General features: G+C 49.0%; 19 protein-coding genes and 2 tRNA genes. 18 read left to right on the top strand and 3 right to left on the bottom strand.

What is annotated here, in order from left to right; translation table 11 throughout:
- Positions 1 to 119 precede the first annotated feature (119 nt).
- From clpP to ACMYR3_RS12010, 7 genes are all read left to right on the top strand, one after another.
- Positions 120 to 698 carry an ATP-dependent Clp endopeptidase proteolytic subunit ClpP gene (gene clpP, locus ACMYR3_RS12040; protein ID WP_424196496.1) on the top strand — a complete coding sequence of 193 codons (579 nt, stop codon included), beginning with the start codon at positions 120 to 122 and terminating at the stop codon, positions 696 to 698.
- Between the two features lie 247 nt (positions 699 to 945).
- Entirely contained in the window at positions 946 to 2,226 is a 1,281-nt protein-coding gene (gene clpX, locus ACMYR3_RS12035) for an ATP-dependent Clp protease ATP-binding subunit ClpX (protein ID WP_424192187.1), read from the top strand.
- A 79-nt stretch (positions 2,227 to 2,305) separates the two neighbouring features.
- Positions 2,306 to 4,723, top strand: coding sequence for an endopeptidase La (gene lon, locus ACMYR3_RS12030; RefSeq protein WP_424192186.1), 2,418 nt, complete (start codon positions 2,306 to 2,308; stop codon positions 4,721 to 4,723).
- Positions 4,724 to 4,898: 175 nt separating this feature from the next.
- Positions 4,899 to 5,171: an HU family DNA-binding protein gene (locus tag ACMYR3_RS12025; RefSeq protein WP_424192185.1), complete on the top strand. Its 273-nt coding sequence runs from the start codon at positions 4,899 to 4,901 to the stop codon at positions 5,169 to 5,171.
- A gap of 73 nt (positions 5,172 to 5,244) precedes the next feature.
- Positions 5,245 to 5,320: transfer RNA gene (locus ACMYR3_RS12020), tRNA-Val, on the top strand.
- Positions 5,321 to 5,342: 22 nt separating this feature from the next.
- A tRNA-Asp gene (locus ACMYR3_RS12015) sits at positions 5,343 to 5,419 on the top strand.
- A gap of 80 nt (positions 5,420 to 5,499) precedes the next feature.
- Positions 5,500 to 7,425: a SurA N-terminal domain-containing protein gene (locus ACMYR3_RS12010; RefSeq protein WP_424192184.1), complete on the top strand. Its 1,926-nt coding sequence runs from the start codon at positions 5,500 to 5,502 to the stop codon at positions 7,423 to 7,425.
- A 19-nt stretch (positions 7,426 to 7,444) separates the two neighbouring features.
- On the opposite strand, the gene ACMYR3_RS12005 is transcribed toward ACMYR3_RS12010, so the two are convergent.
- The gene (locus tag ACMYR3_RS12005) at positions 7,445 to 8,020 is read right to left on the bottom strand and encodes an arylesterase (protein WP_424192183.1); all 576 of its coding nucleotides are present in this window, start codon (positions 8,018 to 8,020) and stop codon (positions 7,445 to 7,447) included.
- Between the two features lie 124 nt (positions 8,021 to 8,144).
- On the opposite strand from ACMYR3_RS12005, the gene ACMYR3_RS12000 reads away from it, so the two are divergent.
- Positions 8,145 to 8,852, top strand: coding sequence for an ABC transporter ATP-binding protein (locus ACMYR3_RS12000; RefSeq protein ID WP_424192182.1), 708 nt, complete (start codon positions 8,145 to 8,147; stop codon positions 8,850 to 8,852).
- A gap of 5 nt (positions 8,853 to 8,857) precedes the next feature.
- Here the strand turns inward: ACMYR3_RS12000 and pgi are convergent, their stop codons facing one another.
- Positions 8,858 to 10,525, bottom strand: a complete 1,668-nt coding sequence (gene pgi, locus ACMYR3_RS11995) for a glucose-6-phosphate isomerase (protein ID WP_424192181.1) — start codon at positions 10,523 to 10,525, stop codon at positions 8,858 to 8,860.
- A gap of 175 nt (positions 10,526 to 10,700) precedes the next feature.
- Between pgi and parC the strand changes: the two genes are divergently transcribed.
- The 9 genes from parC (at position 10,701) to ACMYR3_RS11950 (ending at position 18,190) form a co-directional block, all read left to right on the top strand.
- Complete coding sequence (gene parC / locus ACMYR3_RS11990) at positions 10,701 to 13,025, top strand: DNA topoisomerase IV subunit A (protein WP_424192180.1); 2,325 nt, start codon at positions 10,701 to 10,703, stop codon at positions 13,023 to 13,025.
- A complete protein-coding gene (locus ACMYR3_RS11985) occupies positions 13,022 to 14,170 on the top strand; it encodes an MBL fold metallo-hydrolase (protein ID WP_424192179.1) in 1,149 nt (382 codons plus the stop codon). The genes parC and ACMYR3_RS11985 overlap by 4 nt, the downstream gene beginning before the upstream one ends.
- Positions 14,171 to 14,316: 146 nt before the next feature.
- A complete protein-coding gene (locus ACMYR3_RS11980) occupies positions 14,317 to 14,490 on the top strand; it encodes a DUF3149 domain-containing protein (protein ID WP_424192178.1) in 174 nt (57 codons plus the stop codon).
- 236 nt (positions 14,491 to 14,726) lie between these two features.
- Entirely contained in the window at positions 14,727 to 15,350 is a 624-nt protein-coding gene (locus ACMYR3_RS11975) for a DUF1003 domain-containing protein (RefSeq protein WP_424192177.1), read from the top strand.
- A gap of 183 nt (positions 15,351 to 15,533) precedes the next feature.
- The gene (locus tag ACMYR3_RS11970) at positions 15,534 to 16,319 is read left to right on the top strand and encodes a TatD family hydrolase (RefSeq protein WP_424192176.1); all 786 of its coding nucleotides are present in this window, start codon (positions 15,534 to 15,536) and stop codon (positions 16,317 to 16,319) included.
- Positions 16,320 to 16,355: 36 nt separating this feature from the next.
- Entirely contained in the window at positions 16,356 to 17,126 is a 771-nt protein-coding gene (locus ACMYR3_RS11965) for an ankyrin repeat domain-containing protein (protein ID WP_424192175.1), read from the top strand.
- 43 nt (positions 17,127 to 17,169) lie between these two features.
- Complete coding sequence (locus ACMYR3_RS11960) at positions 17,170 to 17,577, top strand: MAPEG family protein (protein WP_424192174.1); 408 nt, start codon at positions 17,170 to 17,172, stop codon at positions 17,575 to 17,577.
- A gap of 20 nt (positions 17,578 to 17,597) precedes the next feature.
- Positions 17,598 to 17,771 carry a hypothetical protein gene (locus ACMYR3_RS11955; RefSeq protein WP_424192173.1) on the top strand — a complete coding sequence of 58 codons (174 nt, stop codon included), beginning with the start codon at positions 17,598 to 17,600 and terminating at the stop codon, positions 17,769 to 17,771.
- A complete protein-coding gene (locus ACMYR3_RS11950) occupies positions 17,771 to 18,190 on the top strand; it encodes a DUF2867 domain-containing protein (RefSeq protein WP_424192172.1) in 420 nt (139 codons plus the stop codon). The genes ACMYR3_RS11955 and ACMYR3_RS11950 overlap by 1 nt, the downstream gene beginning before the upstream one ends.
- Positions 18,191 to 18,251: 61 nt before the next feature.
- Here ACMYR3_RS11950 and ACMYR3_RS11945 read toward each other — a convergent pair whose 3' ends face one another.
- Positions 18,252 to 19,184, bottom strand: coding sequence for a LysR family transcriptional regulator (locus ACMYR3_RS11945; protein ID WP_424192171.1), 933 nt, complete (start codon positions 19,182 to 19,184; stop codon positions 18,252 to 18,254).
- Positions 19,185 to 19,578: 394 nt separating this feature from the next.
- Here ACMYR3_RS11945 and aceB point away from each other — a divergent pair, with 394 nt between their 5' ends.
- A complete protein-coding gene (gene aceB / locus ACMYR3_RS11940) occupies positions 19,579 to 21,156 on the top strand; it encodes a malate synthase A (RefSeq protein ID WP_424192170.1) in 1,578 nt (525 codons plus the stop codon).
- The last annotated feature ends 129 nt before the right edge of the window (positions 21,157 to 21,285 follow it).

Genomic DNA, 21,285 nt, shown 5'->3' with positions numbered 1-21,285 from the left:
TGGTCGATTTCTTCCATTTCAAAGGTAACGGTATGACATCATTGATTCGTTCGCAATTTGATCATCCTGCAGTAAATCAACCAGGTTCAATCTCTACTTTTGATCCGCAAGGCCTTGGCATGGTGCCGATGGTAATTGAGCAAAGTGGTCGTGGTGAGCGTGCCTACGATATCTATTCACGTCTGCTGCGTGAGCGAGTGATTTTCTTGGTGGGTCCGGTCAATGACATGACTGCCAACTTGGTGGTGGCCCAGTTGCTGTTTCTGGAAAGCGAAAATCCTGACAAGGACATTTCGCTGTATATCAATTCTCCAGGCGGTTCAGTATCTGCTGGTATGGCCATTTATGACACGATGCAGTTCATCAAGCCAGATGTTTCGACGCTTTGTACTGGATTGGCAGCGAGTATGGGGGCATTTTTGTTGGCTGCGGGCACTAAAGGAAAACGATTCTCTTTGCCAAATTCACGCATCATGATCCATCAACCTTTGGGTGGTGCACAAGGTCAGGCTTCTGACATTGAGATTCAGGCACGTGAAATTCTTTATCTGCGTGAAAAGCTCAATTTGATTCTTGCACAAAATACCGGACAGGATGTTGAGAAAATTGCTCGGGATACTGACCGAGATAATTTCATGTCAGCCGATGCTGCTGCTGAATATGGCTTGATTGACAAGGTCTTGAGTAAACGTACCTAGGCGTACTTAAGAAATTGTGTGTTTTTCATCCAGAAACAGCGCCAAATTGGCGCTGTTTCTGTTTTACGGGCATAAAAATTGGTTGTAAATAGTGAAATGCAGACAATAATGACAATATTCAAAAGCATTGCCGGGTTTGGCTCATTTTTTCAGCGGAAACTGCTGTGACATCTGAGTTAAATTAGGCGTAATATGCTACCAAGTTCACTTTTGATAGGGGCGATGTCAAACACATTGCTGGACAATTATGGCGGATAAAAAAGGTTCATCCAGTGAGAAGCTACTCTACTGTTCATTTTGCGGTAAGAGTCAGCACGAAGTAAAGAAACTGATTGCAGGTCCATCGGTTTTTATCTGTGATGAATGCATTGAACTTTGTAATGACATCATAAGAGATGAGACGCAGTCGAGTACTGAAGGACAAGTTGCAGTCAAATCGGATTTGCCTACACCACAAGAGATAGCCGATATTCTTGATCAATACGTGATTGGTCAATCACAGGCTAAAAGAATTCTGTCGGTAGCCGTTTATAACCACTATAAGCGTCTCAAATATCTGGGTAAGAAAGATGATGTGGAGTTGGCCAAGAGTAATATCTTGCTGATTGGACCAACTGGCTCAGGTAAGACTTTGCTCGCACAAACGCTTGCAAGATTGCTCAACGTACCATTTGTTATGGCGGATGCAACCACATTAACTGAAGCTGGTTATGTTGGGGAGGATGTTGAAAACATCATCCAAAAATTACTGCAGAACTGTAATTATGAGGTTGAGAAGGCGCAGCGCGGTATCGTTTATATTGATGAAATCGATAAGATTTCACGCAAGGCGGATAACCCTTCTATTACGCGTGATGTGAGTGGTGAAGGTGTTCAGCAAGCACTGCTGAAATTGGTAGAAGGCACGATGGCTTCAGTGCCACCACAGGGTGGACGCAAACATCCCAATCAAGATTTCATACAGATTGATACCACCAATATTCTCTTTATTTGTGGTGGCGCTTTCGACGGTTTGGAAAAAGTTATTGCTAACCGTTCTGAAAAGGGTGGCATTGGTTTTGGTGCCTCTGTAAAAAGTAAAGAGACCAAAAAAGTGGGTGACGTTCTCAAGGCAGTAGAGCCTGAAGATTTGATCAAATTTGGTTTGATACCCGAATTGGTTGGGCGCTTGCCAGTTATTGCAACTTTGAATGAGTTGAATGAAGAAGCGCTTATTCAGATTTTGGTCGAACCTAAAAATGCTTTGGTCAAACAGTATCAAAAACTCTTCGGTATGGAAGGTGTCGAGCTCGAAATTAGGCAGCCAGCCTTGCTTGCGATAGCAAAAAAAGCGTTAAAGCGCAAGACGGGTGCACGTGGCTTACGTTCGATTATTGAACAGACATTGCTGGATGTCATGTTTGAATTGCCATCTACCCAGCATGTTTCAAAAGTGGTGATAGATGAAAATGCCATTGACGGTGATGGAAAGCCGTTGCTTATTTTTGAGGATGCGGGAAAGACTTCAGCAACAAATAATGCGGCTTGATTAGCCTTGTAAAATTGATGTCGAGATCCAATATATAGCTTGATATTTTCGGCCAATAATTTTTTGATTGGAATTTGACATGACAGATCAATCTCAGGAAAACCTAGAGAACGTGGATTTACCATTGTTGCCACTGCGAGATGTTGTGGTGTTTCCTCATATGGTGATTCCATTATTCGTTGGACGGCCAAAGTCTATCAAGGCCTTGGAAGTTGCGATGGAGTCTGGTAAGCACATCATGTTGGTAGCACAAAAAACAGCTGCTAAAGATGAGCCTTCCAAAGAAGACATATACAACATAGGTTGTATTGCCAGTATCTTACAGATGCTCAAGTTGCCCGATGGTACTGTTAAGGTATTGATTGAGGGAGCACAGCGGGCCGAGATTCAGGTCATTGAAGATCTGACAACACATTTTTCGTGCAGAGTTAAGACGATCGAAGTTGGTGCTGACAATAGTCCTGAAATTGAGGCCTTGCGTCGTGCGATCGTTACCCAGTTTGATCAATACGTCAAGCTCAACAAAAAAATTCCGCCCGAAATTCTGACATCACTGTCAGGTATCGATGAGTCAGGTCGTCTGGCTGACACGATTGCGGCACATCTACCCCTGAAACTTGAGCAAAAGCAGTCCATTCTCGAGATGTCAGACATTGAAAAACGTCTGGAGCATTTGCTCGGTCAACTTGAATCGGAGTTGGATATCCTGCAAGTTGAAAAACGTATTCGCGGACGTGTAAAACGTCAGATGGAAAAAAGTCAGCGTGAATACTATTTGAATGAGCAAGTTAAAGCGATTCAAAAAGAGCTTGGCGAAGGCGAGGAGGGCGCCGATCTTGAAGAGCTACAGAAAAAAATTGTGGCTGCGCACATGCCCAAGGAGGCTAAAACCAAAGCTGATGCTGAGTTCAAGAAGTTAAAGCTGATGTCGCCTATGTCAGCTGAGGCAACAGTCGTTCGCAACTATATTGATACCTTGGTTAATCTTCCGTGGAAGAAGAAGAGCAAGATCAATAACGATCTGACCAATGCGCAAAAAGTATTGGATCAAGATCACCATGGTCTTGATAAGGTCAAAGAACGTATTCTTGAATATCTTGCCGTTCAGCAACGAGTCGAAAAAGTTAAAGCCCCAATTCTTTGCCTGGTAGGCCCTCCTGGCGTGGGTAAGACTTCGTTGGGGCAATCGATTGCTAAAGCCACAAATCGTAAGTTTGTACGTATGGCGTTGGGTGGCATTCGTGATGAAGCCGAAATTCGTGGGCATCGCCGCACCTATATTGGTTCTATGCCAGGCAAGATTTTGCAGAGTCTGAGCAAAGTCGGTGTCAGAAATCCGCTATTCTTGCTGGATGAAGTGGACAAGATGGGTATGGACTTCCGTGGTGATCCTGCCTCGGCCTTGTTAGAGGTCCTGGATCCTGAGCAAAATCATACTTTTGCTGATCATTACATTGAGGTGGATTTCGATTTGTCTGATGTCATGTTTGTGGCGACATCGAACTCACTCAATATTCCACCTGCGTTATTGGATCGGATGGAAGTCATTCGTCTTTCTGGATATACCGAGGAAGAAAAGGTCAATATTGCTGAGAGCTACTTGATTCCTAAACAAATCAAGAATAATGGCTTGAAACTGGAAGAGATATCCATCTCCAATGCTGCTATCCGGGATATTGTTCGTTACTACACCAGAGAAGCCGGTGTGCGCTCATTGGAACGAGATATTTCCAAAATTTGTCGTAAGGTTGTCAAGTTTCTCCTGCTTAAAAAGCAGGATAAGAAGGTCAGTATTACGCCCAAAAATCTGGACAAATATTTAGGTGTGCGTCGTTTTAATTTTGGCGTAGCCGAAAAAGAAAACCAGATAGGTCAGGTGACTGGTCTGGCTTGGACTGAAGTCGGAGGCGACTTACTGACTATTGAAGCTGTTGCAGTTCCTGGCAAAGGCAAGATTACACGTACCGGTAAATTGGGTGATGTGATGCAAGAGTCGATAACGGCTGCGTTGACTGTGGTTCGTAAGCGTTCGCAGAAATTGGGTATTCCTGCCAACTTCCATGAGATCAAGGACATTCATATTCACGTGCCTGAAGGGGCAACGCCGAAAGATGGCCCAAGCGCTGGTATAGCCATGACGACTGCCGTCGTTTCTGTACTCACAGGCATTCCTGTGCGTGCGGATGTTGCTATGACAGGTGAGATTACCCTAAGGGGGGAAGTGCTGCCAATCGGTGGTTTGAAGGAAAAGCTGTTGGCTGCTCATCGGGGGGGCATTAAGTTGGTTTTGATTCCGGAAGAAAATGCCAAAGATCTGACAGAGATTCCTGATGCAGTGAAAAATCAGGTTGAAATCGTGCCGGTTCGTTGGATTGACAAGGTTCTTGAATTGGCTCTTGAACGACAACCGGTGCCGATTGAAGATGAAAAAGATGTGGAAATTGCAGCTGAGCCAACCAAGGAAGTGGGAGATGTTGCAGGCCTAGTCAAACACTAAAGTACCAATTGAGGGAAAGTACTAATGTGACACATAGAAAAATAGCGGCTTACAAGGCAGAAATGTCTTGAAAACCGCTTGACACCTGACTTTGTGGCCTGTCTAATACTGGCTGCAGGTCAACATGGTGTGTTGTCACTGTAAATGCTGATTCTTCTACCTTAAGGGGGCTTTTGTGAATAAAACCGAATTGATTGATCATATTGCTGAGTCTGCCGAGATTTCCAAAGCTGCGGCAGGTCGCGCATTGGATTCCATTATCTCCGCAGTTAAAACAACCTTGAAAAAGGGTAACAGTGTAACTCTGGTTGGTTTTGGTACTTTCTCTGTGACCAAACGTGCAGCTCGTACTGGCCGCAATCCACGTACTGGTGATAGCATTAAAATCAAAGCAGCAAAAGTTCCAAAATTCCGTCCTGGTAAAGCACTAAAAGACGCTCTGAACTAGTTTTTTTTAAAAAAACCTGTTATAGTAGCGTTCTTTCGAGATTGATGTGACAGTCAATCAAGCATGATTTGTTGGGTGCTTAGCTCAGTTGGTAGAGCGGCGCCCTTACAAGGCGTAGGTCGGGAGTTCGAGCCTCTCAGCACCCACCAGCAATGATTGCAGCAGTACAATGGAGTGGTAGTTCAGTTGGTTAGAATACCGGCCTGTCACGCCGGGGGTCGCGGGTTCGAGCCCCGTCCGCTCCGCCAAAATCCCAAGGGCGAACATAGTTCGCCCTTTTTTGTTGGACTGTTTCGATTCTTCATACATTCCTCTCTTTCAAATTCCTATGTTTGATTTCATCCGCACCCATCAGCGCCTCATGCAGCTGTTGCTATTGCTGCTCATCTTTCCATCTTTTGTATTTCTGGGTGTAGAAAGCTATTCACGTTTTATGGGCAAGTCAGATGATGTTGCCGAAGTGGATGGTCAGCGTCTCAGTAAGCAAATGTTTGAGCAAGCTTATCGCGACCAACTAGAGCGTTCCAGGCAGATGATGGGGGCTTCTTTTGATGCGGCTTTCTTTGATAAGCCTGAAGTCAAACAAGCGGTACTGGAAGGTTTGATCAAACAAAATGTAGTGATCGCAGCCGCCAATAAAGCCAACTTGGCAGTTTCAGATAAATATCTGGTCGAAAGCATTCAGACTATTCCTGCAGTTCAAGGCCTCAAGAAACCTGATGGCACCTTTGATCTGGATGCCTTTAAGGCGATGTTGGCCGGACAAGGGCAAACGATTGAGCAGTTTGAAGTCGGTGTTCGACGCGAATTGATTCTGCAACAAGTGTCGTCCACTGTAGGGATGACGGCTTTGCAGGCTAAACAAATTGGCAATGCTTTGGCGCGATTGAATCAGCTTGAGTATGAGACACGTGCTATGCAATTTCCAATGACTGATTATCTGACCAAAGTTTCAGTTGATCAGTCTGCCATAGACAAAGAATATGAGTCAAACAAGATGGCTTATATGACTAAAGAATCGGTCAATGCGCAATATGTTGTTTTGTCATTGGATTCAATTGCAGCCTCTTTGACCGTCAATGAAGAAGCTTTAAAAGAGTATTACGAAAATAATAAAAGTCGTTATCAGGCTGACGAAGAGCGCAGAGCAAGTCATATTTTATTATCAGTAAAGGAAGGTGGCACTGATAAAGATTGGGCTGATGCGAAGGCCAAGGCCGATGCTGTTTTTAGCAAGCTGCAAAAAAATCCTGGTGAGTATGAGGCGTTGGCAAAAAAAGAATCACAAGATACTGGGTCGGCAAGCAAGGGGGGTGATCTGGGTGTCATTATTAAAGGTTCAATCGGCGGTCCTACTTTTGATGAGATGACTTTCAAATTGAATGAGAACCAAATCGGCGAACCTATTAAAACTCAGTTTGGTTATCACATCATCAAAGTGACAAGTATCAAGCCTGCTGCAATCAAAAAGTTTGACGAGGTTCGTCCTAGCATTGAGCGTGAAGTCAAAAAACAGCTCGCTTCACAAAAATATGCCGAAGCTGCTGAAACCTTTTCCAATACCGTCTATGAGCAGAGTGATTCGCTAGAACCGGTTGCTACAAAACTTGGATTGAAGATTGAGTCAACCAGTAATCTACATCGGCAGCCAGATGCATCTACTGCGCTTCCTTATTTGAAAAATGATAAGGTTCTCAAGGCACTCTTTACGGATGAAGTCGCCAAAAACAAACGCAATAGCGAGGCTATTGAAGTAGCACCCAATACCTTGTTGGCAGTACATGTGACTGACTATAGTCCATCGGTTGCCAGACCTTTGTCAGAAGTGACTGTGCAAATTAAACAAAAACTACTTGAGCAGGCAGCCGTTGATGCCGCAGCCAAAGCCGGTACAGTTAAGCTTGAAGAATTGAAGGCGACTGATAATGTAGCTGGTTTTTCCGAAGTCAAGAAGCTGACAAGAGCCAATGCCACCGAATTGGGCAAGCTGGCCAGTGAGCGACTTTTTTCAACCAATGTCGACAAGCTGCCTGCTTATGTAGGGGTAGATGAACCTGGTAAAGGCTATGTCATTTATCGAATTGGCAAAATCAGCTTGCCAGAGAAGCTTGATCCAGCCACTGTAAAATCAGCTGCCAGCACCTACAACCGTGAACAGGCACAAGCTGAAAATGAAGCCTATCTACGCTTGTTGTCGGAGCGAGCCAAAGTACAAAAGCTCCAAGAATTCAAGGCTGAAAAAGCGGCCTCTTGATTTAACGCTGGCTTGAACATTATTTTTGCTTGAGCCAGACGTTATACACATTCTTCATGATGGTTTCCTGAGCTTGTTCGGTCGGATGAATATGATCCTGCTGAAACCAGTCAGGATGGTCGATTACTCCTTCTAGCAAAAAACTTACATAAGCAGCTTTATGACGCTGTGCGGCGGTCTTAAATAACTGAAAAAACTGTTCACTATAAGTCTGCCCATAATTGGGGGGAATCCGCATTCCTATCACCAATACTTTGGCTTTGTTTTGCAGGCTGGTCTGTATCAGTCGATCAAGATTCTGCTCAATGTTTACGATAGAAAAACCGCGTAGCCCATCATTGGCACCTAACTCTAAAATGACCCAGCTTGGTTGATGCTGTTGCAGCAGAGCAGGTAGGCGTGTCAAACCACCTGATGTGGTATCACCGCTGATACTGGCGTTGATAATCTGTGTGCCGGGGCGTGATTGATTCAAGGCTTGCCGCATCTTTTCTACCCAACCAGTGTTGCGTTGTAAACCATATTCAGCTGACAGACTGTCACCCAGTACCAAAATGATATCGGGCTTGGCTGTGACAACGCTTGATAGACTCAATAGCAGTGCACATACTCCGACTCTGACTAAACTGATATATCGTGTGGAACTTTTGCCAACCTTGCTCAGCCTTAAGATGGTATGTTTGGCAAATTGATCAAACAATCTTTTCAGAGTGGTTTTCATGATTGAGGTAATAGGTCTTAATAAAGTGGTGACGGATTCTTCAGGTGATCTGGTCATCTTGAAGAATATATCGTTTAAGGTCGAGCAGGGACAAACTGTGGCGCTGGTTGGTGTTTCTGGTTCAGGTAAATCAACCTTGCTAGGATTACTGGCTGGGCTGGATGTTCCCACCTCTGGCTCAGTCAGTATCAATCAACAGCAACTTTTTGGTATGAACGAAGATGCGCGCGCTTTATTTCGTGCCGAACAGATTGGCTTTGTCTTTCAGTCGTTTCAATTATTACCTCATCTGACTGCTTTGGAAAATGTATTGCTGCCGCTGGAATTAAAGCAGGATTTTGATGATGCCCGTGGGCGAGCAATCCGGATGTTGCAAGAGGTGGGGCTTGGCGAGCGCTTGAATCAATATCCGTCATCACTGTCAGGTGGTGAGCAGCAGCGTGTTGCACTGGCACGCGCCTTTATCTGTCGACCTAAATTATTGTTGGCTGACGAGCCAACTGGCAGCCTGGATCCGGCTACTGGTGCACGTATTATGTCGCTCATGTTGGCGCTCAACCGCCAGTCTGGTGCGACGCTTATCTTGGTGACGCATGATCCTGCGGTGGCCAAGCAATGCCAGCGAGTAATCACAATTCATGCTGGACAAATCGAGCAGGATGTTCTCAATGTCGAGACACAATTGAGAGTTGAGAGAGCCAGCTGATCAAGCTAGCTGGCTTGGGAGGCTCGTTGATAGAGTTTGACCATCTGCGCAGTAGAAGCATCCAGATTATCTGGTTGATCCTGATGGAATGCTTGTTCAATTTCCACCGCCAATACTTTGCCCAGTTCAACACCCCATTGGTCAAAGGAATTCAGATTCCACAACACGCCTTGCACAAACACCTTGTGCTCATAAAGGGCAATCAATGCACCCAAGTGGTAAGGGTCAAGCTGATCCAAAAGTAATGTTGTTGATGGCCGATTACCCGGGAAGCATTTATGCGGTGCCAGCTCAAGTGCCTGTTCTTCAGGCATGCCCTGCATGCGCAACTCTTTCATGACTTCCGCGTGAGTTTTACCAAAAGCCAGTGCCTTGCTTTGTGCAAAACAATTGGCCAGTAATTTCTGATGCGAATCAAGGAGTGGGTAAGAAGGCTTGAGTGCGGCAATGAAGTCAATGGGAATAAGGTGGGTGCCTTGATGCAGGCACTGAAAGTAGGCATGCTGGCCATTGGTGCCAGCCTCACCCCAAATGATGGGTGAAGTGGCCATGCCGACAGGCGTACCGTCAGCCTGAATTTGTTTGCCATTACTTTCCATGTCGAGTTGCTGCAAATAGGCGGCAAAGCGACGCAGGCCATGCGCATAAGGTGCGATATTGAGTGCCTGAGCATTCATGAAGTTGTTATACCAGGCGCCAATCACTGCCAGCAAACAAGGTGCATTGGCCTTGAGTGGTGCTGTCAGAAAATGTTGATCCATCGCATGGGCACCGGCCAGGAACTGCGCAAAATGGTCTTTGCCAATCTGCAGCAACAAAGATAAACCAACTGCTGACCATACCGAATAACGACCACCAACCCAATCCCAAAACGGGAACATATTGTTGGGATCAATCCCAAAATCTGTCACCGCCTGCTGATTGGTGGAAACGGCCACAAAATGCTGTTTCAGCTTATTGGCATCGCCCAGTTCACGCATGGCCCAGTTGCGGGCGATATGCGCATTGGTCATGGTTTCAAGCGTTTTGAATGTCTTGGAGCAAATCACAAACAGCGTTTGCTCAACGGGCAGTAATTGCAGTGTTTCATAGAGATCGGCACCGTCCACGTTGGAAACAAAATGCACTTGCAACTCAGGATGCTGGTAAGCATGTAAGGCCTGCGAAGCCATGGCAGGACCAAGGTCGGAGCCGCCAATGCCAATGTTTACAATATGGGTGATGCGTTTGCCGGTGCTGCCCAGCCATTCGCCATTGCGAACTTTTTCTGCAAAGGCATACATATGTTCCAGTACTGCGCTGACCTCAGGCATGACATTTTTACCATCAACCAGAATTGTGCTGTCAGCCGGAGCGCGCAAGGCGATATGCAGTACACTGCGCTGCTCGGTATGGTTGATCCTGGCGCCAGAAAACATGGCTTGCCGTTTTTCTGCGAGGCCACTCAAGCGCAACCATTCGAGCAGCAGATCAAGGGTCGGCTGATCGAGCAGGTTTTTTGAGTAATCGATATGAATACCGGCGGCTGCCAGTGAAAAGTCGGCCACACGTTGTGTCGCAGTCGCTGAACAAAGCGCAGTTTTCAGGTCAAACTGCTTGAGTTCAAGCGCCTTGGCAGCCAGATTTTTAAAAATGGGTTGCAGCTCAGCAGGTACAGTGGAGTTCAATGACATAACCGTTTTAAGAATGACGAAAAAAAGACATTGGCGCTTAAGCCATTAAAATGCATCGCACAATGATTTTCAGACAACCCTATTATCCTGATGTTTCCTTGAAAGGCCGTGATAAAAAAGCACAGTAAAACTGTTTTAACTCGCTTTTTTACCGGCATTTCACCAAATTTTAAGCATGAATAGCCAAAACACACTTTTTGAACAGCCTGATCAGCAGGGTGAAACCCTGACTTTGGGCGATTACGCCGAACGCGCTTATCTCGATTACGCCATTTCTGTCGTCAAAGGCAGGGCACTGCCTGACGTCTGTGATGGCCAAAAACCGGTGCAGCGCCGTATTTTGTACGCCATGAATGAGATGGGGTTGGGCGATACTGCCAAACCGCGTAAATCTGCTGCTGTGGTGGGTGATGTATTGGGTAAGCTGCATCCCCACGGTGATCAGAGTGTTTATGATGCGCTGGTGCGGATGGCGCAGAATTTTTCGCTGCGCTACCCGCTGATTGACGGGCAAGGCAACTTTGGCTCACGGGATGGCGATGGCGCGGCTGCCATGCGGTATACCGAAGCACGTCTGACGCCCATAGCCAAACTCCTGCTGGACGAAATTGATCAGGGTACGGTCGATTTTCAGCCCAATTACGATGGCTCCACCGAGGAACCCAAGCTCTTGCCCGCACGTTTGCCAATGGTGCTCTTGAATGGCGCCTCTGGCATTGCCGTGGGCTTGGCAACCGAAATTCCGCCCCATAATTTGCGTGAGGTCGCGGCAGCAGCGGTGGCACTCATCAAAACGCCAGAACTAACCGTGGCTGATTTGCTGGCCTATGTGCCGGGTCCTGATTTTCCAGGGGGTGGTCAGATCATCACGCCAGCTAAAGATATTTTGGAAACCTATGAGTCGGGTCGTGGCAGCCTCAAGGTACGCGCGCGTTGGAAAATTGAAGATATGGCGCGTGGTCAGTGGCAGTTGATTGTCACTGAACTGCCGCCCAATTGTTCTTCCCAAAAAGTGCTCGAAGAAATTGAGGAGTTGACCAACCCCAAGATCAAGCTGGGCAAAAAATCGCTCTCGGCTGATCAGTTACAGCTCAAGCAAACCATTTTGGGTCTGCTGGATACCGTGCGTGACGAGTCGGGCAAAGATGCGCCCGTGCGGCTGGTGTTTGAACCCAAGAGTTCACGGATTGATCAGCAGGAATTTATCCACACCTTGTTGGCGCATACCTCACTGGAATCGAGTGCTTCAATCAATCTGGTGATGATTGGTATTGATGGCCGGCCTTGCCAGAAAAATCTCAAAGAAATAATTGCTGAATGGATTGAGTTCCGTCGTGTGACGGTGACGCGCCGGACGCGTCATCGACTCGGCAAAGTGGATGACCGGATTCATATTCTGGAAGGGCGGATGATCGTCTTCTTGCATATTGATGAAGTGATCCGCATTATTCGAGAATCCGATGATCCCAAGCAGGCCTTGATGGCAGCCTTCAATCTGAGTGACCGGCAGGCTGAGGATATTCTGGAAATTCGCTTACGTCAGCTGGCGCGTCTGGAAGGTTTCAAACTGGAGCAGGAGCTGAAGGATTTACGCCTGGAAAAAGCCGGGCTGGAAGAGTTGCTGGCCAATGCCAAGGCCATGCAAAAACTGATTATCAAGGAAATCGAAGCGGATGCCAAGCAGTATGGTTCGCTTGAAAAAGACCCACGTCGTACCTTGATTCAGGAAGAGAAAAAAGCCGTCGTTGAAGTGAAGATCATCGATGAACCGGTGACCGTCATCCTCTCGCAAAAGGGCTGGATACGGGCGCGCCAGGGGCATGGTCATGATGCCGCCCAGTTCACCTTCAAGGCCGGTGATGCCTTGCAGGCAACCTTTGAATGTCGCACTGTCGACACGCTTTTGGCCTTTGGCGCGAGTGAGCAGAACAGCGGCAAAATTTATAGCGTACCGGTCGCCAATTTACCTGGAGCGCGGGGTGATGGCGTGCCTGTCGCAACGCTGATTGATCTGCCATCGGGCGGCAAGATTGGCCATTGTTTTGCGGGTGCGGCTGACCAAGTGCTGCTTTTGGCCAATACTGGTGGCTATGGTTTTGCTGCCAAAGTGAGCGATATGACCAGCCGTATCAAAGCGGGCAAGCAGTTCATCACCATTGAGGCAGGCGAAACCCTGCTCATGCCGCGCGTGATTGGTGAGGCTAAGCGGATTGCCTGCTTCTCGGCCAATGGTCGCTTGCTGGTGTTTGGTATTGATGAGCTTAAAACTCTGGGTGCAGGTGGTCGAGGTGTGATCATGATGGATCTGGAAGCGGGTGAAGTCTTGCAGGATATTTGTCCATTGACGGGCAAGCTGCTGCTGGATGGCATTGGGCGTGGAGCCAAACCACAGCAGGTTGAACTGGGTGGCGTGGGGTTGGAAGCCTATGTGGGCAAGCGTGCTCGCAAGGGCAAGCCGATTGAGTCCAAACTGAAAGAAGTGCGTCTGCAAGCCTTATGAGAAAACTGAGCTTTACCCTGGCCGTAGTGGTGCTGACTGCCTGTGCCGCAGTCAGCCGTTATTACGATCCTGCCAAACCGCATCACACGCGTGAGGGCTTTCAAAATCGTTACCCGCATGATTATCAGGGAGACGGTTTCTGGCGTTGGCAGTGGGACCGGCTGGGCAAGAAGTTACCGCCGCCGGAGCTTGATTTAAGCCCGGTAGCGCCAGACCTGGCCTTGCTGAATAGTCCTGCTGCTGAGATACCAACGGTGCAAGCTGATGAACTGCAAGCAGTACAACACACTGTGTCAGCATCCGCGCCCATTGCGCTCACCTGGATTGGTCATGCCACGGTGTTGTACCAGGTGGCGGGCAAGCGTTTATTGTTTGATCCAATTTTTTCCGAGCGCTCATCACCCGTTTCTTTCATTGGTCCCAGGCGCTGGCAGCCACCGGGTGTTGCACTGGCGCAATTGCCGCATATTGATGCGGTCTTCATTTCTCATAATCATTACGATCATCTTGACTTGCCTTCGGTACAGGCTTTGCAGAAGCAGGCTGGTGGTGGCCCGCAATTTTTTGTGCCACTGGGCTTGGCGAGCTGGTTTGCCGACAATGTGCCAGGCGCGCAAGTCAAGGAAATGGACTGGGATGACCAGACCCAGTTTGATTCGCTCACCATTGGCTTTACCGCAGTTCAACATTGGTCCAGCCGCGAGGTGATTGATCGCAATGAATCGCTCTGGGGTGGTTGGGCGGTGCTACATCCGAGTTTTCGCTTCTGGTTTTCGGGGGATTTGGGTTACTCCAAGGATACCCAGGATATCGGCAACAGGTTTGGCAGTTTTGATCTGGCCGCGATTGCCATTGGCGCCTATGAGCCCGAATGGTTTATGCATGCGCAACACGTCACTCCAGCGCAAGCGGTGCAGGTCATGCAGGACATTCATGCCAGACAGGCAGTGGGCGTCCATTGGGGCACGTTTGCCTTGTCTGACGAACCGCTGGATCAGCCACCCCGTGATTTGGCGGCGGCACTGGCAAAAGCCGGTATGAACAGTGAGCAGTTTTTTGTGCTGCGTCATGGTGAAAGCCGTCGCTTTACACCACAACGTACCGCCACACATGACGCGACTGAATGCGCCAAAACACAGTGTTGAGCGCGATTTCCTGATACATATTTCTCATTGCCACTAAGCTTGATGCAGGTGAAAACCCTGAGCCCTCTTTGTTGATTCAGATCATATTCACGCTAGGCCATCGGCCTACCATGACTGCAGATCAACCAACAACAGGAGAGGCAAGCATGAAAGCTTTACAGGATTTCTTGACCACCGACTATGGCCTGATGAGTCTGGTGGTGATTGCCGTGGCAATTTATATGATGGTTTTTATTTTCCGCTTTGCGATGCGCCATATTCGCGAAGATACCGAGCGTGCCCGTCTGGAGCAGTCTCGTAAAACGACTTCCACTCCCTAAAGAGGAAGAGCTAGTGCCGTAATGGCAAGTTGGGGGTAGATTCGGGTGGTGCCGGATCTGCTTAAAAGGTCGGCAGATACTTCATTTTATGGAGTATCTGCTTTTTTTATAGGTATCAGGTGCGTATTTATTGATTCTTTTTTTATACTGTATTGGAGTATAAATTTTGTGAATTCCTGTCAAACTGGTCAGGCTGATGCGTTAGCATGCAGGCATTGCCATTTTTTTCAGAACTTATGAACATCCCACATCTGTCTATCCACGAGCTATCGCAAAAACTGTTTGGCGAACATTTTGACGAATTGGATGCGCAACGCCAGCTCGTCACCCAGCATCTGGCCGAGCACACCCAGATCTCGCGCAATATAGAAGAGGATTACAACGAACAGCTTACGTTCGGACAACGGTTGGCCGACAAGGTGGCCAGTTTTGGTGGCTCGTGGTCGTTCATCATGTCGTTTGCCGCGGTGCTGGTGGCCTGGGTGGTGCTCAACTCGCTGGTGCTGGCGCGCAGCAATCAGGCGTTTGATCCTTACCCCTACATTCTGCTCAACCTGTTTTTGTCGATGCTGGCATCGGTGCAGGCACCGCTGATCCTCATGTCGCAAAACCGGCAGGCGCAAAAAGACCGGCTTACCGCGCAGCATGATTACGAAGTCAACCTCAAGGCCGAGCTGGAGATCATGGCGCTGCATGAAAAACTGGATCTGCTGCGTGAAAAGCAGTGGCAGGAATTGATCAGCCTGCAGCAGGAGCAATTGCGTCTGTTAAGCAGCATGATGGTGCAACCGGCAGTCGACGTGTCGGCTACAATCCTGGCCGCTTCGCCAGTGCCAGGCAATGGTCCGTCCCATAGTTGATGGCTGCTGTCGTAAACAAAAGGTGACGCCAGCTGCCGAACGTAGCCAAGCGCCGTGTGCAAAAACTTGATACCCTAAGCACTTCGCACCTTGCACAGCACGGGCTTGCGCGCTTTATTCAATGTAGCAGTCCAAGGTGCCTTGGTTTTTGTTTTTGTGGTTCGGTTTTAAAGAGTAATCCGCATGTTTATTGATTCCCACTGTCACATCGATTTTCCCGAACTGGCCGAGCGCAACGCCGCTATTCTCGCCAATATGCAGGCCAATGACGTTTCGCACGCCATGTGCATTTCGGTCAATCTTGAAAATTTTCCGCGGGTGCTGGCCATGGCCGAAGCGCACGACAACATCTTTGCATCGGTGGGTGTGCATCCCGATTATGAAGACGTCACCGAACCCAGCGTGGCGCAACTGGTCGAGCTGGCTAAGCATCCGAAGGTGATTGCGATTGGCGAAACCGGTCTCGACTATTACCGGCTGGGTGATAAAACGGTGGCCGATATGGACTGGCAGCGTGAGCGTTTTCGCGTGCATATTCGGGCCGCGCGTGTGTCGGGCAAGCCACTCATCATCCATACCCGCAATGCATCTGAAGACACACTCAAGATCATGCAGGAAGAGGGCGCTGATCAGATTGGTGGCGTGATGCATTGCTTTACCGAAAGCCTGGCCGTGGCGCAGGCAGCCTTGGCGATGAATTTTTATATTTCCATGTCGGGCATCGTCACCTTCAAAAGTGCCAAAGACCTGCAGGCGGTTGCCAAGGAAATCCCGCTTGACCGATTGCTGATTGAAACCGACGCGCCGTATCTCGCACCAATCCCGCATCGCGGCAAAACCAACGAGCCTGCCTGGGTACGTCATGTTGGTGAATTTTTGGCCGACTTGCGCGGAGAGCCGCTGACAACCTTGGCGCAGGCCACCACCAATAATTTCATCCGGCTGTTTCCTGCCAGCCAGCTTGGCTGATGATATTTAAATTCTAAATAAATTTTCGATAAAAAAATGACAACGATTAAACCGACTTCATTCACCGATGTGAATGAATCATTCAAGATTGAATCATTCAATCCAGCGGTCGTTGTCAAGCCATTCAATATGGCACGACGCGTCCTGTTAAAGGTAGGGATGGCGGCTGGTTTATCAGCCTGTCTCATTGGCTTGCCCGCTTATGCTGCTTCATCGTTTGCACAGTTTTTCAGCGCCGTGGAGTTTAATGACGCGGCCACTGTCGACAAACTCCTGGCTCGCGGCTTTGATCCCAATACCCTCAATGACAAGGGCAATCCAGGTCTCTATTTGGCGATTCGTGCCGAGTCGGCCGCTGTGGTTACGCGTTTGCTCAAAGACCCCAATACCGATATCAATCTCAAAAATGTCATCGGCGAAACCCCGCTCATGATGGCCTGCCTCAAAGGTGATCTGCCACTGGTGCAAGCCATGATCAAGGCCGGTGCGCAAATCAACAAACCCGGCTGGACGCCGTTGCACTATGCCACTGCCAATGGACAATCCGAGGTAGTGCGCTATCTTCTCAAACACGAAGCCGATCCCAACGCACTCTCACCCAATAACACCACACCGTTGATGATGGCTACGCTCTACGGCTTTCGGACTACCGTGCAGGAACTCATTGAAGGCGGTGCCGATGTCGGTCTGGTCAATAGCGATGGCGTCACCGCGCTGTATTTGGCTGAGCAAAAAGAACAGGATAAGATTGCCGAAGATTTGAAGAAGGGTTTGACAAAGCAGGCAGGGCGAGTAAAAAGCCATTGATTGAAATTTAAATATTGAATTATGTGGTTTTTTAGATAATCTGATGCATCCCACTACCATCCTCTACCCCATCTTTGCACTCGCGGGCTGGACTGCCCTGGCCTTGTTGTGGCTTGCTATCACGCGCTTTACCAGTCGCTTGCAGCCTGAAGACTTTATTTGTGGCGAGTCGGACAAAGTGCCAATGCGAGCCTTGATTGCCAATCGCAATTACGTCAATCTGCTGGAGCTGCCGCTGTTGTTTTATGTGGTGTGCCTCATGCTTCATATTGGCAGTAGCCCATCCGACCTGGCCTTCTATTTGGCCTGGGCTTATGTGGGTTTGCGGGTTGTCCATAGTCTGATCTACCTTACGTATAACCACGTCATGCATCGTTTTGCTGCCTTTGCCGTCAGTAATGTTGTGTTGCTCGCATTGTGGATGTGCGCATTCAATTTGCTGTTTTATTAGACGTTTAAAAAGGTTTCGTCATGTCACTGGTTCAAGCCGTTCCTGTTCCTGCTGCTTGCAGTTTGCTGAGTACCTTACCCGTGGTGAATTTTTGTGATGCTTACCAGGCGCGTCTGTCTAACAGTGAAATGACAGTGCAAGATGCCTATATGGCGGTATTTGCCCATGCGCCAGGCTGGGTCGATGGGGTTTGATGCAGTTGCGTGGCAAAGTGGCCAATACCCTGGGTTTACAGCATATGATGAATGATGAACTCACGCAAATCGCTCACTCCGGTCGGCCCGCCAACTTCAGGATAGGGCAGCAGTTGGGTTTGTTTACTGTACGCACCATCACTGTCGATGAAATTGATGACGACAAACACCTCAACTTTCGTATCTCGGTCTATCGAGCTTCGTCGCAAGGCATTGCTACGCTGACGGTTTCCACCGCGGTTCAAATCCATAACATCCTGGGGCAGTTGTATAGGGTGGCCGTCAAACCAGTTCATCGTCTGATTGCCCGCTCGATGCTGCAAAGAGCGGTGGATGCTGGACGATTGGGAACAGTCTTATTAAATAGTGGTTGGGGGTATTTAAAACAACCCAATAAATACGCACCTAATACCCCATAAAACAACCAGTACTCCATATGGGTATGCTTTAAGTAGTCTCTTTCTAGCCATTTAACCCCTCTCATCCCACATTCCACCCCGTTGTTTGCCAATAATCTGCTTTGCCATAGGTGGCTTTGAGCATGTCGATGAAGAGTCGCAGGCGTAAGGGCAGGTGTTGGCGTTGGGCGAAGATGGCGTAGATACCGTTTTCGGGGGCGGCGTAGTTGGCGAGGACTTCGACGAGTTGGCCGTTGGCGAGTTCGCTGCCGACTTCCCACATGGAGCGCCAGGCAATGCCGCCACCGGCGAGGCACCAGGCGTGCAGCACAGCACCGTCGCTGCAGTCCATGCGGCCGCCAAGTTTGAGGGTGAGGGTGTCGCGGCTGCCGGGTTCGCGGGTAAAGACCCAACCGCGCTGGGCGTTGCTTTGGCCAGCAAAGGCCAGGCAGTGATGTTGTTCCAGATCTTGCGGAATCTGTGGCACGCCATGTTGGGCGAGATAGAGCGGGGCGGCCACACAGACACGGCGGTTTTCGGCAAGTTTGAGGGAAACCAGTGACGAATCGGGCAGGTCGCCAATCCGCACGGCACAGTCATAGCCTTCATTGACGAGGTCAACCAGCCGGTCGGACAAGTCGAGCGAGAGACTCACTTCGGGGTGTTTGGCCAAAAAGTCGGGTACCAGCGGGGCGACGTGCACCCGTCCAAAACCGGCCGGAGCGGTAATGCGCAAATGACCACTGGCGCGAATGCTGCCAGCGGCCACGGCGGTTTCGGCGTTGTGCAGGTCGGTCAAAATCCGCTGGCAATCCTCCAGAAAGGCGCTGCCTTCAAAGGTCAGGCTGATTTTGCGGGTAGTGCGAATCAATAATTTCACGCCCAGCCGAGCTTCCAGGGCATCGAGGCGGCGGCCAATGATGGCGGGCGCGACACCTTCGGCCACGGCGGCGGCCGATAAACTGCTGCGCGCCACCACGGCGACAAAGGTTTCGATCTGTTTGAAATGATCCATCGTTGCGTTCCACTATCAATAAGGAATAAGTTGTCGCAGAGTAGGGCTGTATTATGTGCATAAAAGTAAAAAATAAAAGTCGAAATAGCCACTTTTTTTGACATCAATGCGTAGGTAAAATAGCGGTTCAGTTGCTAGGAAATGTGCAGGAAGTACGCTAATAGTTTGTTGCTCATCAGCTTCACCATCCCTGTTCGGATCGATCATCCAACACTTCGCCCCGGCATCATCAATGCCATCACCATGGCTGCGGATGGCAACACACCAACCTAAACACGCGTATCCTTGCGTGATTTGCTGCCGCCCAGGGTGGCTGGCACTGGTTGGCGCGGCGTGCGCCTGGCTTTACAGTTGATTTCACGATTGCTATTCACCCATGAAGGAGTGCATCACCATGTTGACATTACCCGCAGGTATGGAGATTAATGCCCCGGTTTCCCCGGAATTTGCCGAGATTCTGACCCCTGACGCATTGGCACTGGTTGCCAAGCTGTCCCGCGCCTTTGAAGGCCGTCGCCAGGAATTGCTGGCTGCTCGCGTTGAACGCACCAAGCGTCTGGACGCTGGTGAATTGCCCGATTTTTTGCCAGCCACCAAAAACATTCGCGAAGGCGACTGGAAAATTGCCCCGATTCCTGAAGCACTGAAGTGCCGTCGTGTTGAAATCACTGGCCCAGTTGAGGCCAAAATGGTGATCAACGCCTTCAACTCCGGCGCTGACAGCTATATGACCGACTTTGAAGATTCCAACGCGCCACTCTGGACTAACCAGATCCAGGGCCAGATCAATCTGAAAAAAGCGGTGCGTCGTGAATTGTCATTGGAGCAAAATGGCAAGACCTACAAACTCAACGACAAAATCGCTACCCTGATCGTGCGTCCACGCGGCTGGCATCTGGATGAAAAACACGTATTGGTCGATGGCAAACGCATCTCCGGTGGTATTTTTGATTTTGCGCTGTTCCTGTTCCATAACGCCAAAGAACAGATTGCCCGTGGCGCTGGTCCATTCTTCTATTTGCCAAAAATGGAAAGCCACCTGGAAGCCCGTTTGTGGAATGACATTTTTGTCATGGCGCAAAACGAAGTGGGTCTGCCACAAGGCACCATTAAAGCCACTGTGCTGGTTGAAACCATTTTGGCCGCCTTTGAAATGGATGAAATCTTGTATGAACTGCGCGAGCACAGCTCAGGTTTGAATGCGGGTCGTTGGGATTACATCTTCAGCTGCATCAAAAAATTCAAGGTCGACAAAAACTTCTGTCTGGCCGAACGCAGCAAGATCACCATGACCGTGCCATTCATGCGCTCCTATGCTTTGCTGTTGCTGAAAACCTGTCACAAGCGTAATGCACCAGCTATCGGTGGTATGTCGGCGCTGATTCCGATCAAAAACGATCCGGAGAAAAACGCGATCGCCATGCAAGGCATCATCAACGACAAAAAACGTGATGCCACTGACGGCTACGATGGCGGTTGGGTGGCTCACCCAGGCTTGGTTGAAGCCGCGATGGCCGAATTTAAGGCGGTGTTGGGCGACAAACCTAACCAGATCGAAAAACAGCGTGATGACGTGGTTGTTGAAGGTAAAAACCTGCTCGATTTCCAACCCGAAACGCCCATCACCGAAGCCGGTTTGCGCAATAACATCAACGTGGGTATCCACTATCTGGGTGCCTGGTTGGCCGGTAACGGTTGCGTACCGATTCACAATCTGATGGAAGATGCGGCCACTGCCGAGATCAGCCGTTCACAGGTATGGCAATGGATTCGTTCACCCAAAGGTGTGCTCGAAGATGGCCGTAAAGTGACTGCCGAACTGGTGCGTGCCATGATTCCAGAAGAACTGAGCAAAATCACCGCTTCGGGCGCAGAAGGCAAATTTGCCCGCGCTGCAGAAATCTTTGAAACCATGAGTACACAAGAGTCCTTTGCTGAATTCCTGACATTGCCACTGTACGAAGAAATCTGATAGCGGGTTAAGGCATCCTGGTTTAACCACTGGGGCGCTTTATTACTACCAAGACGAAAGGCGTTTACCACTAAGACACCAAGGACACCAAGCTAAGCCAGCAAAGATCACACTGCTTTTCAATTGCAA

Source organism: Ampullimonas aquatilis (assembly GCF_049675895.1).
Classification (GTDB): domain Bacteria; phylum Pseudomonadota; class Gammaproteobacteria; order Burkholderiales; family Burkholderiaceae_D; genus Ampullimonas; species Ampullimonas aquatilis.
Note: the sequence above shows the minus strand (reverse complement) of the source record. Positions and strands in the feature narration are given on the sequence as shown.

Bases quoted from the DNA above. Each gene is read 5' to 3' on its own strand.
- ACMYR3_RS11970 (WP_424192176.1), top strand. From the start codon at position 15,534: ATGTTTATTGATTCCCACTGTCACATCGATTTTCCCGAACTGGCCGAG.
- ACMYR3_RS11955 (WP_424192173.1), top strand. From the start codon at position 17,598: ATGTCACTGGTTCAAGCCGTTCCTGTTCCTGCTGCTTGCAGTTTGCTG.
- clpP (WP_424196496.1), top strand. From the start codon at position 120: ATGGTGCCGATGGTAATTGAGCAAAGTGGTCGTGGTGAGCGTGCCTAC.
- ACMYR3_RS11975 (WP_424192177.1), top strand. From the start codon at position 14,727: ATGAACATCCCACATCTGTCTATCCACGAGCTATCGCAAAAACTGTTT.
- clpX (WP_424192187.1), top strand. From the start codon at position 946: ATGGCGGATAAAAAAGGTTCATCCAGTGAGAAGCTACTCTACTGTTCA.
- ACMYR3_RS11960 (WP_424192174.1), top strand. From the start codon at position 17,170: ATGCATCCCACTACCATCCTCTACCCCATCTTTGCACTCGCGGGCTGG.
- aceB (WP_424192170.1), top strand. From the start codon at position 19,579: ATGTTGACATTACCCGCAGGTATGGAGATTAATGCCCCGGTTTCCCCG.
- ACMYR3_RS12010 (WP_424192184.1), top strand. From the start codon at position 5,500: ATGTTTGATTTCATCCGCACCCATCAGCGCCTCATGCAGCTGTTGCTA.
- parC (WP_424192180.1), top strand. From the start codon at position 10,701: ATGAATAGCCAAAACACACTTTTTGAACAGCCTGATCAGCAGGGTGAA.
- ACMYR3_RS12000 (WP_424192182.1), top strand. From the start codon at position 8,145: ATGATTGAGGTAATAGGTCTTAATAAAGTGGTGACGGATTCTTCAGGT.
- ACMYR3_RS11965 (WP_424192175.1), top strand. From the start codon at position 16,356: ATGACAACGATTAAACCGACTTCATTCACCGATGTGAATGAATCATTC.
- ACMYR3_RS11980 (WP_424192178.1), top strand. From the start codon at position 14,317: ATGAAAGCTTTACAGGATTTCTTGACCACCGACTATGGCCTGATGAGT.
- lon (WP_424192186.1), top strand. From the start codon at position 2,306: ATGACAGATCAATCTCAGGAAAACCTAGAGAACGTGGATTTACCATTG.
- ACMYR3_RS11945 (WP_424192171.1), bottom strand. From the start codon at position 19,184: ATGGATCATTTCAAACAGATCGAAACCTTTGTCGCCGTGGTGGCGCGC.
- ACMYR3_RS11985 (WP_424192179.1), top strand. From the start codon at position 13,022: ATGAGAAAACTGAGCTTTACCCTGGCCGTAGTGGTGCTGACTGCCTGT.
- pgi (WP_424192181.1), bottom strand. From the start codon at position 10,525: ATGTCATTGAACTCCACTGTACCTGCTGAGCTGCAACCCATTTTTAAA.
- ACMYR3_RS11950 (WP_424192172.1), top strand. From the start codon at position 17,771: ATGCAGTTGCGTGGCAAAGTGGCCAATACCCTGGGTTTACAGCATATG.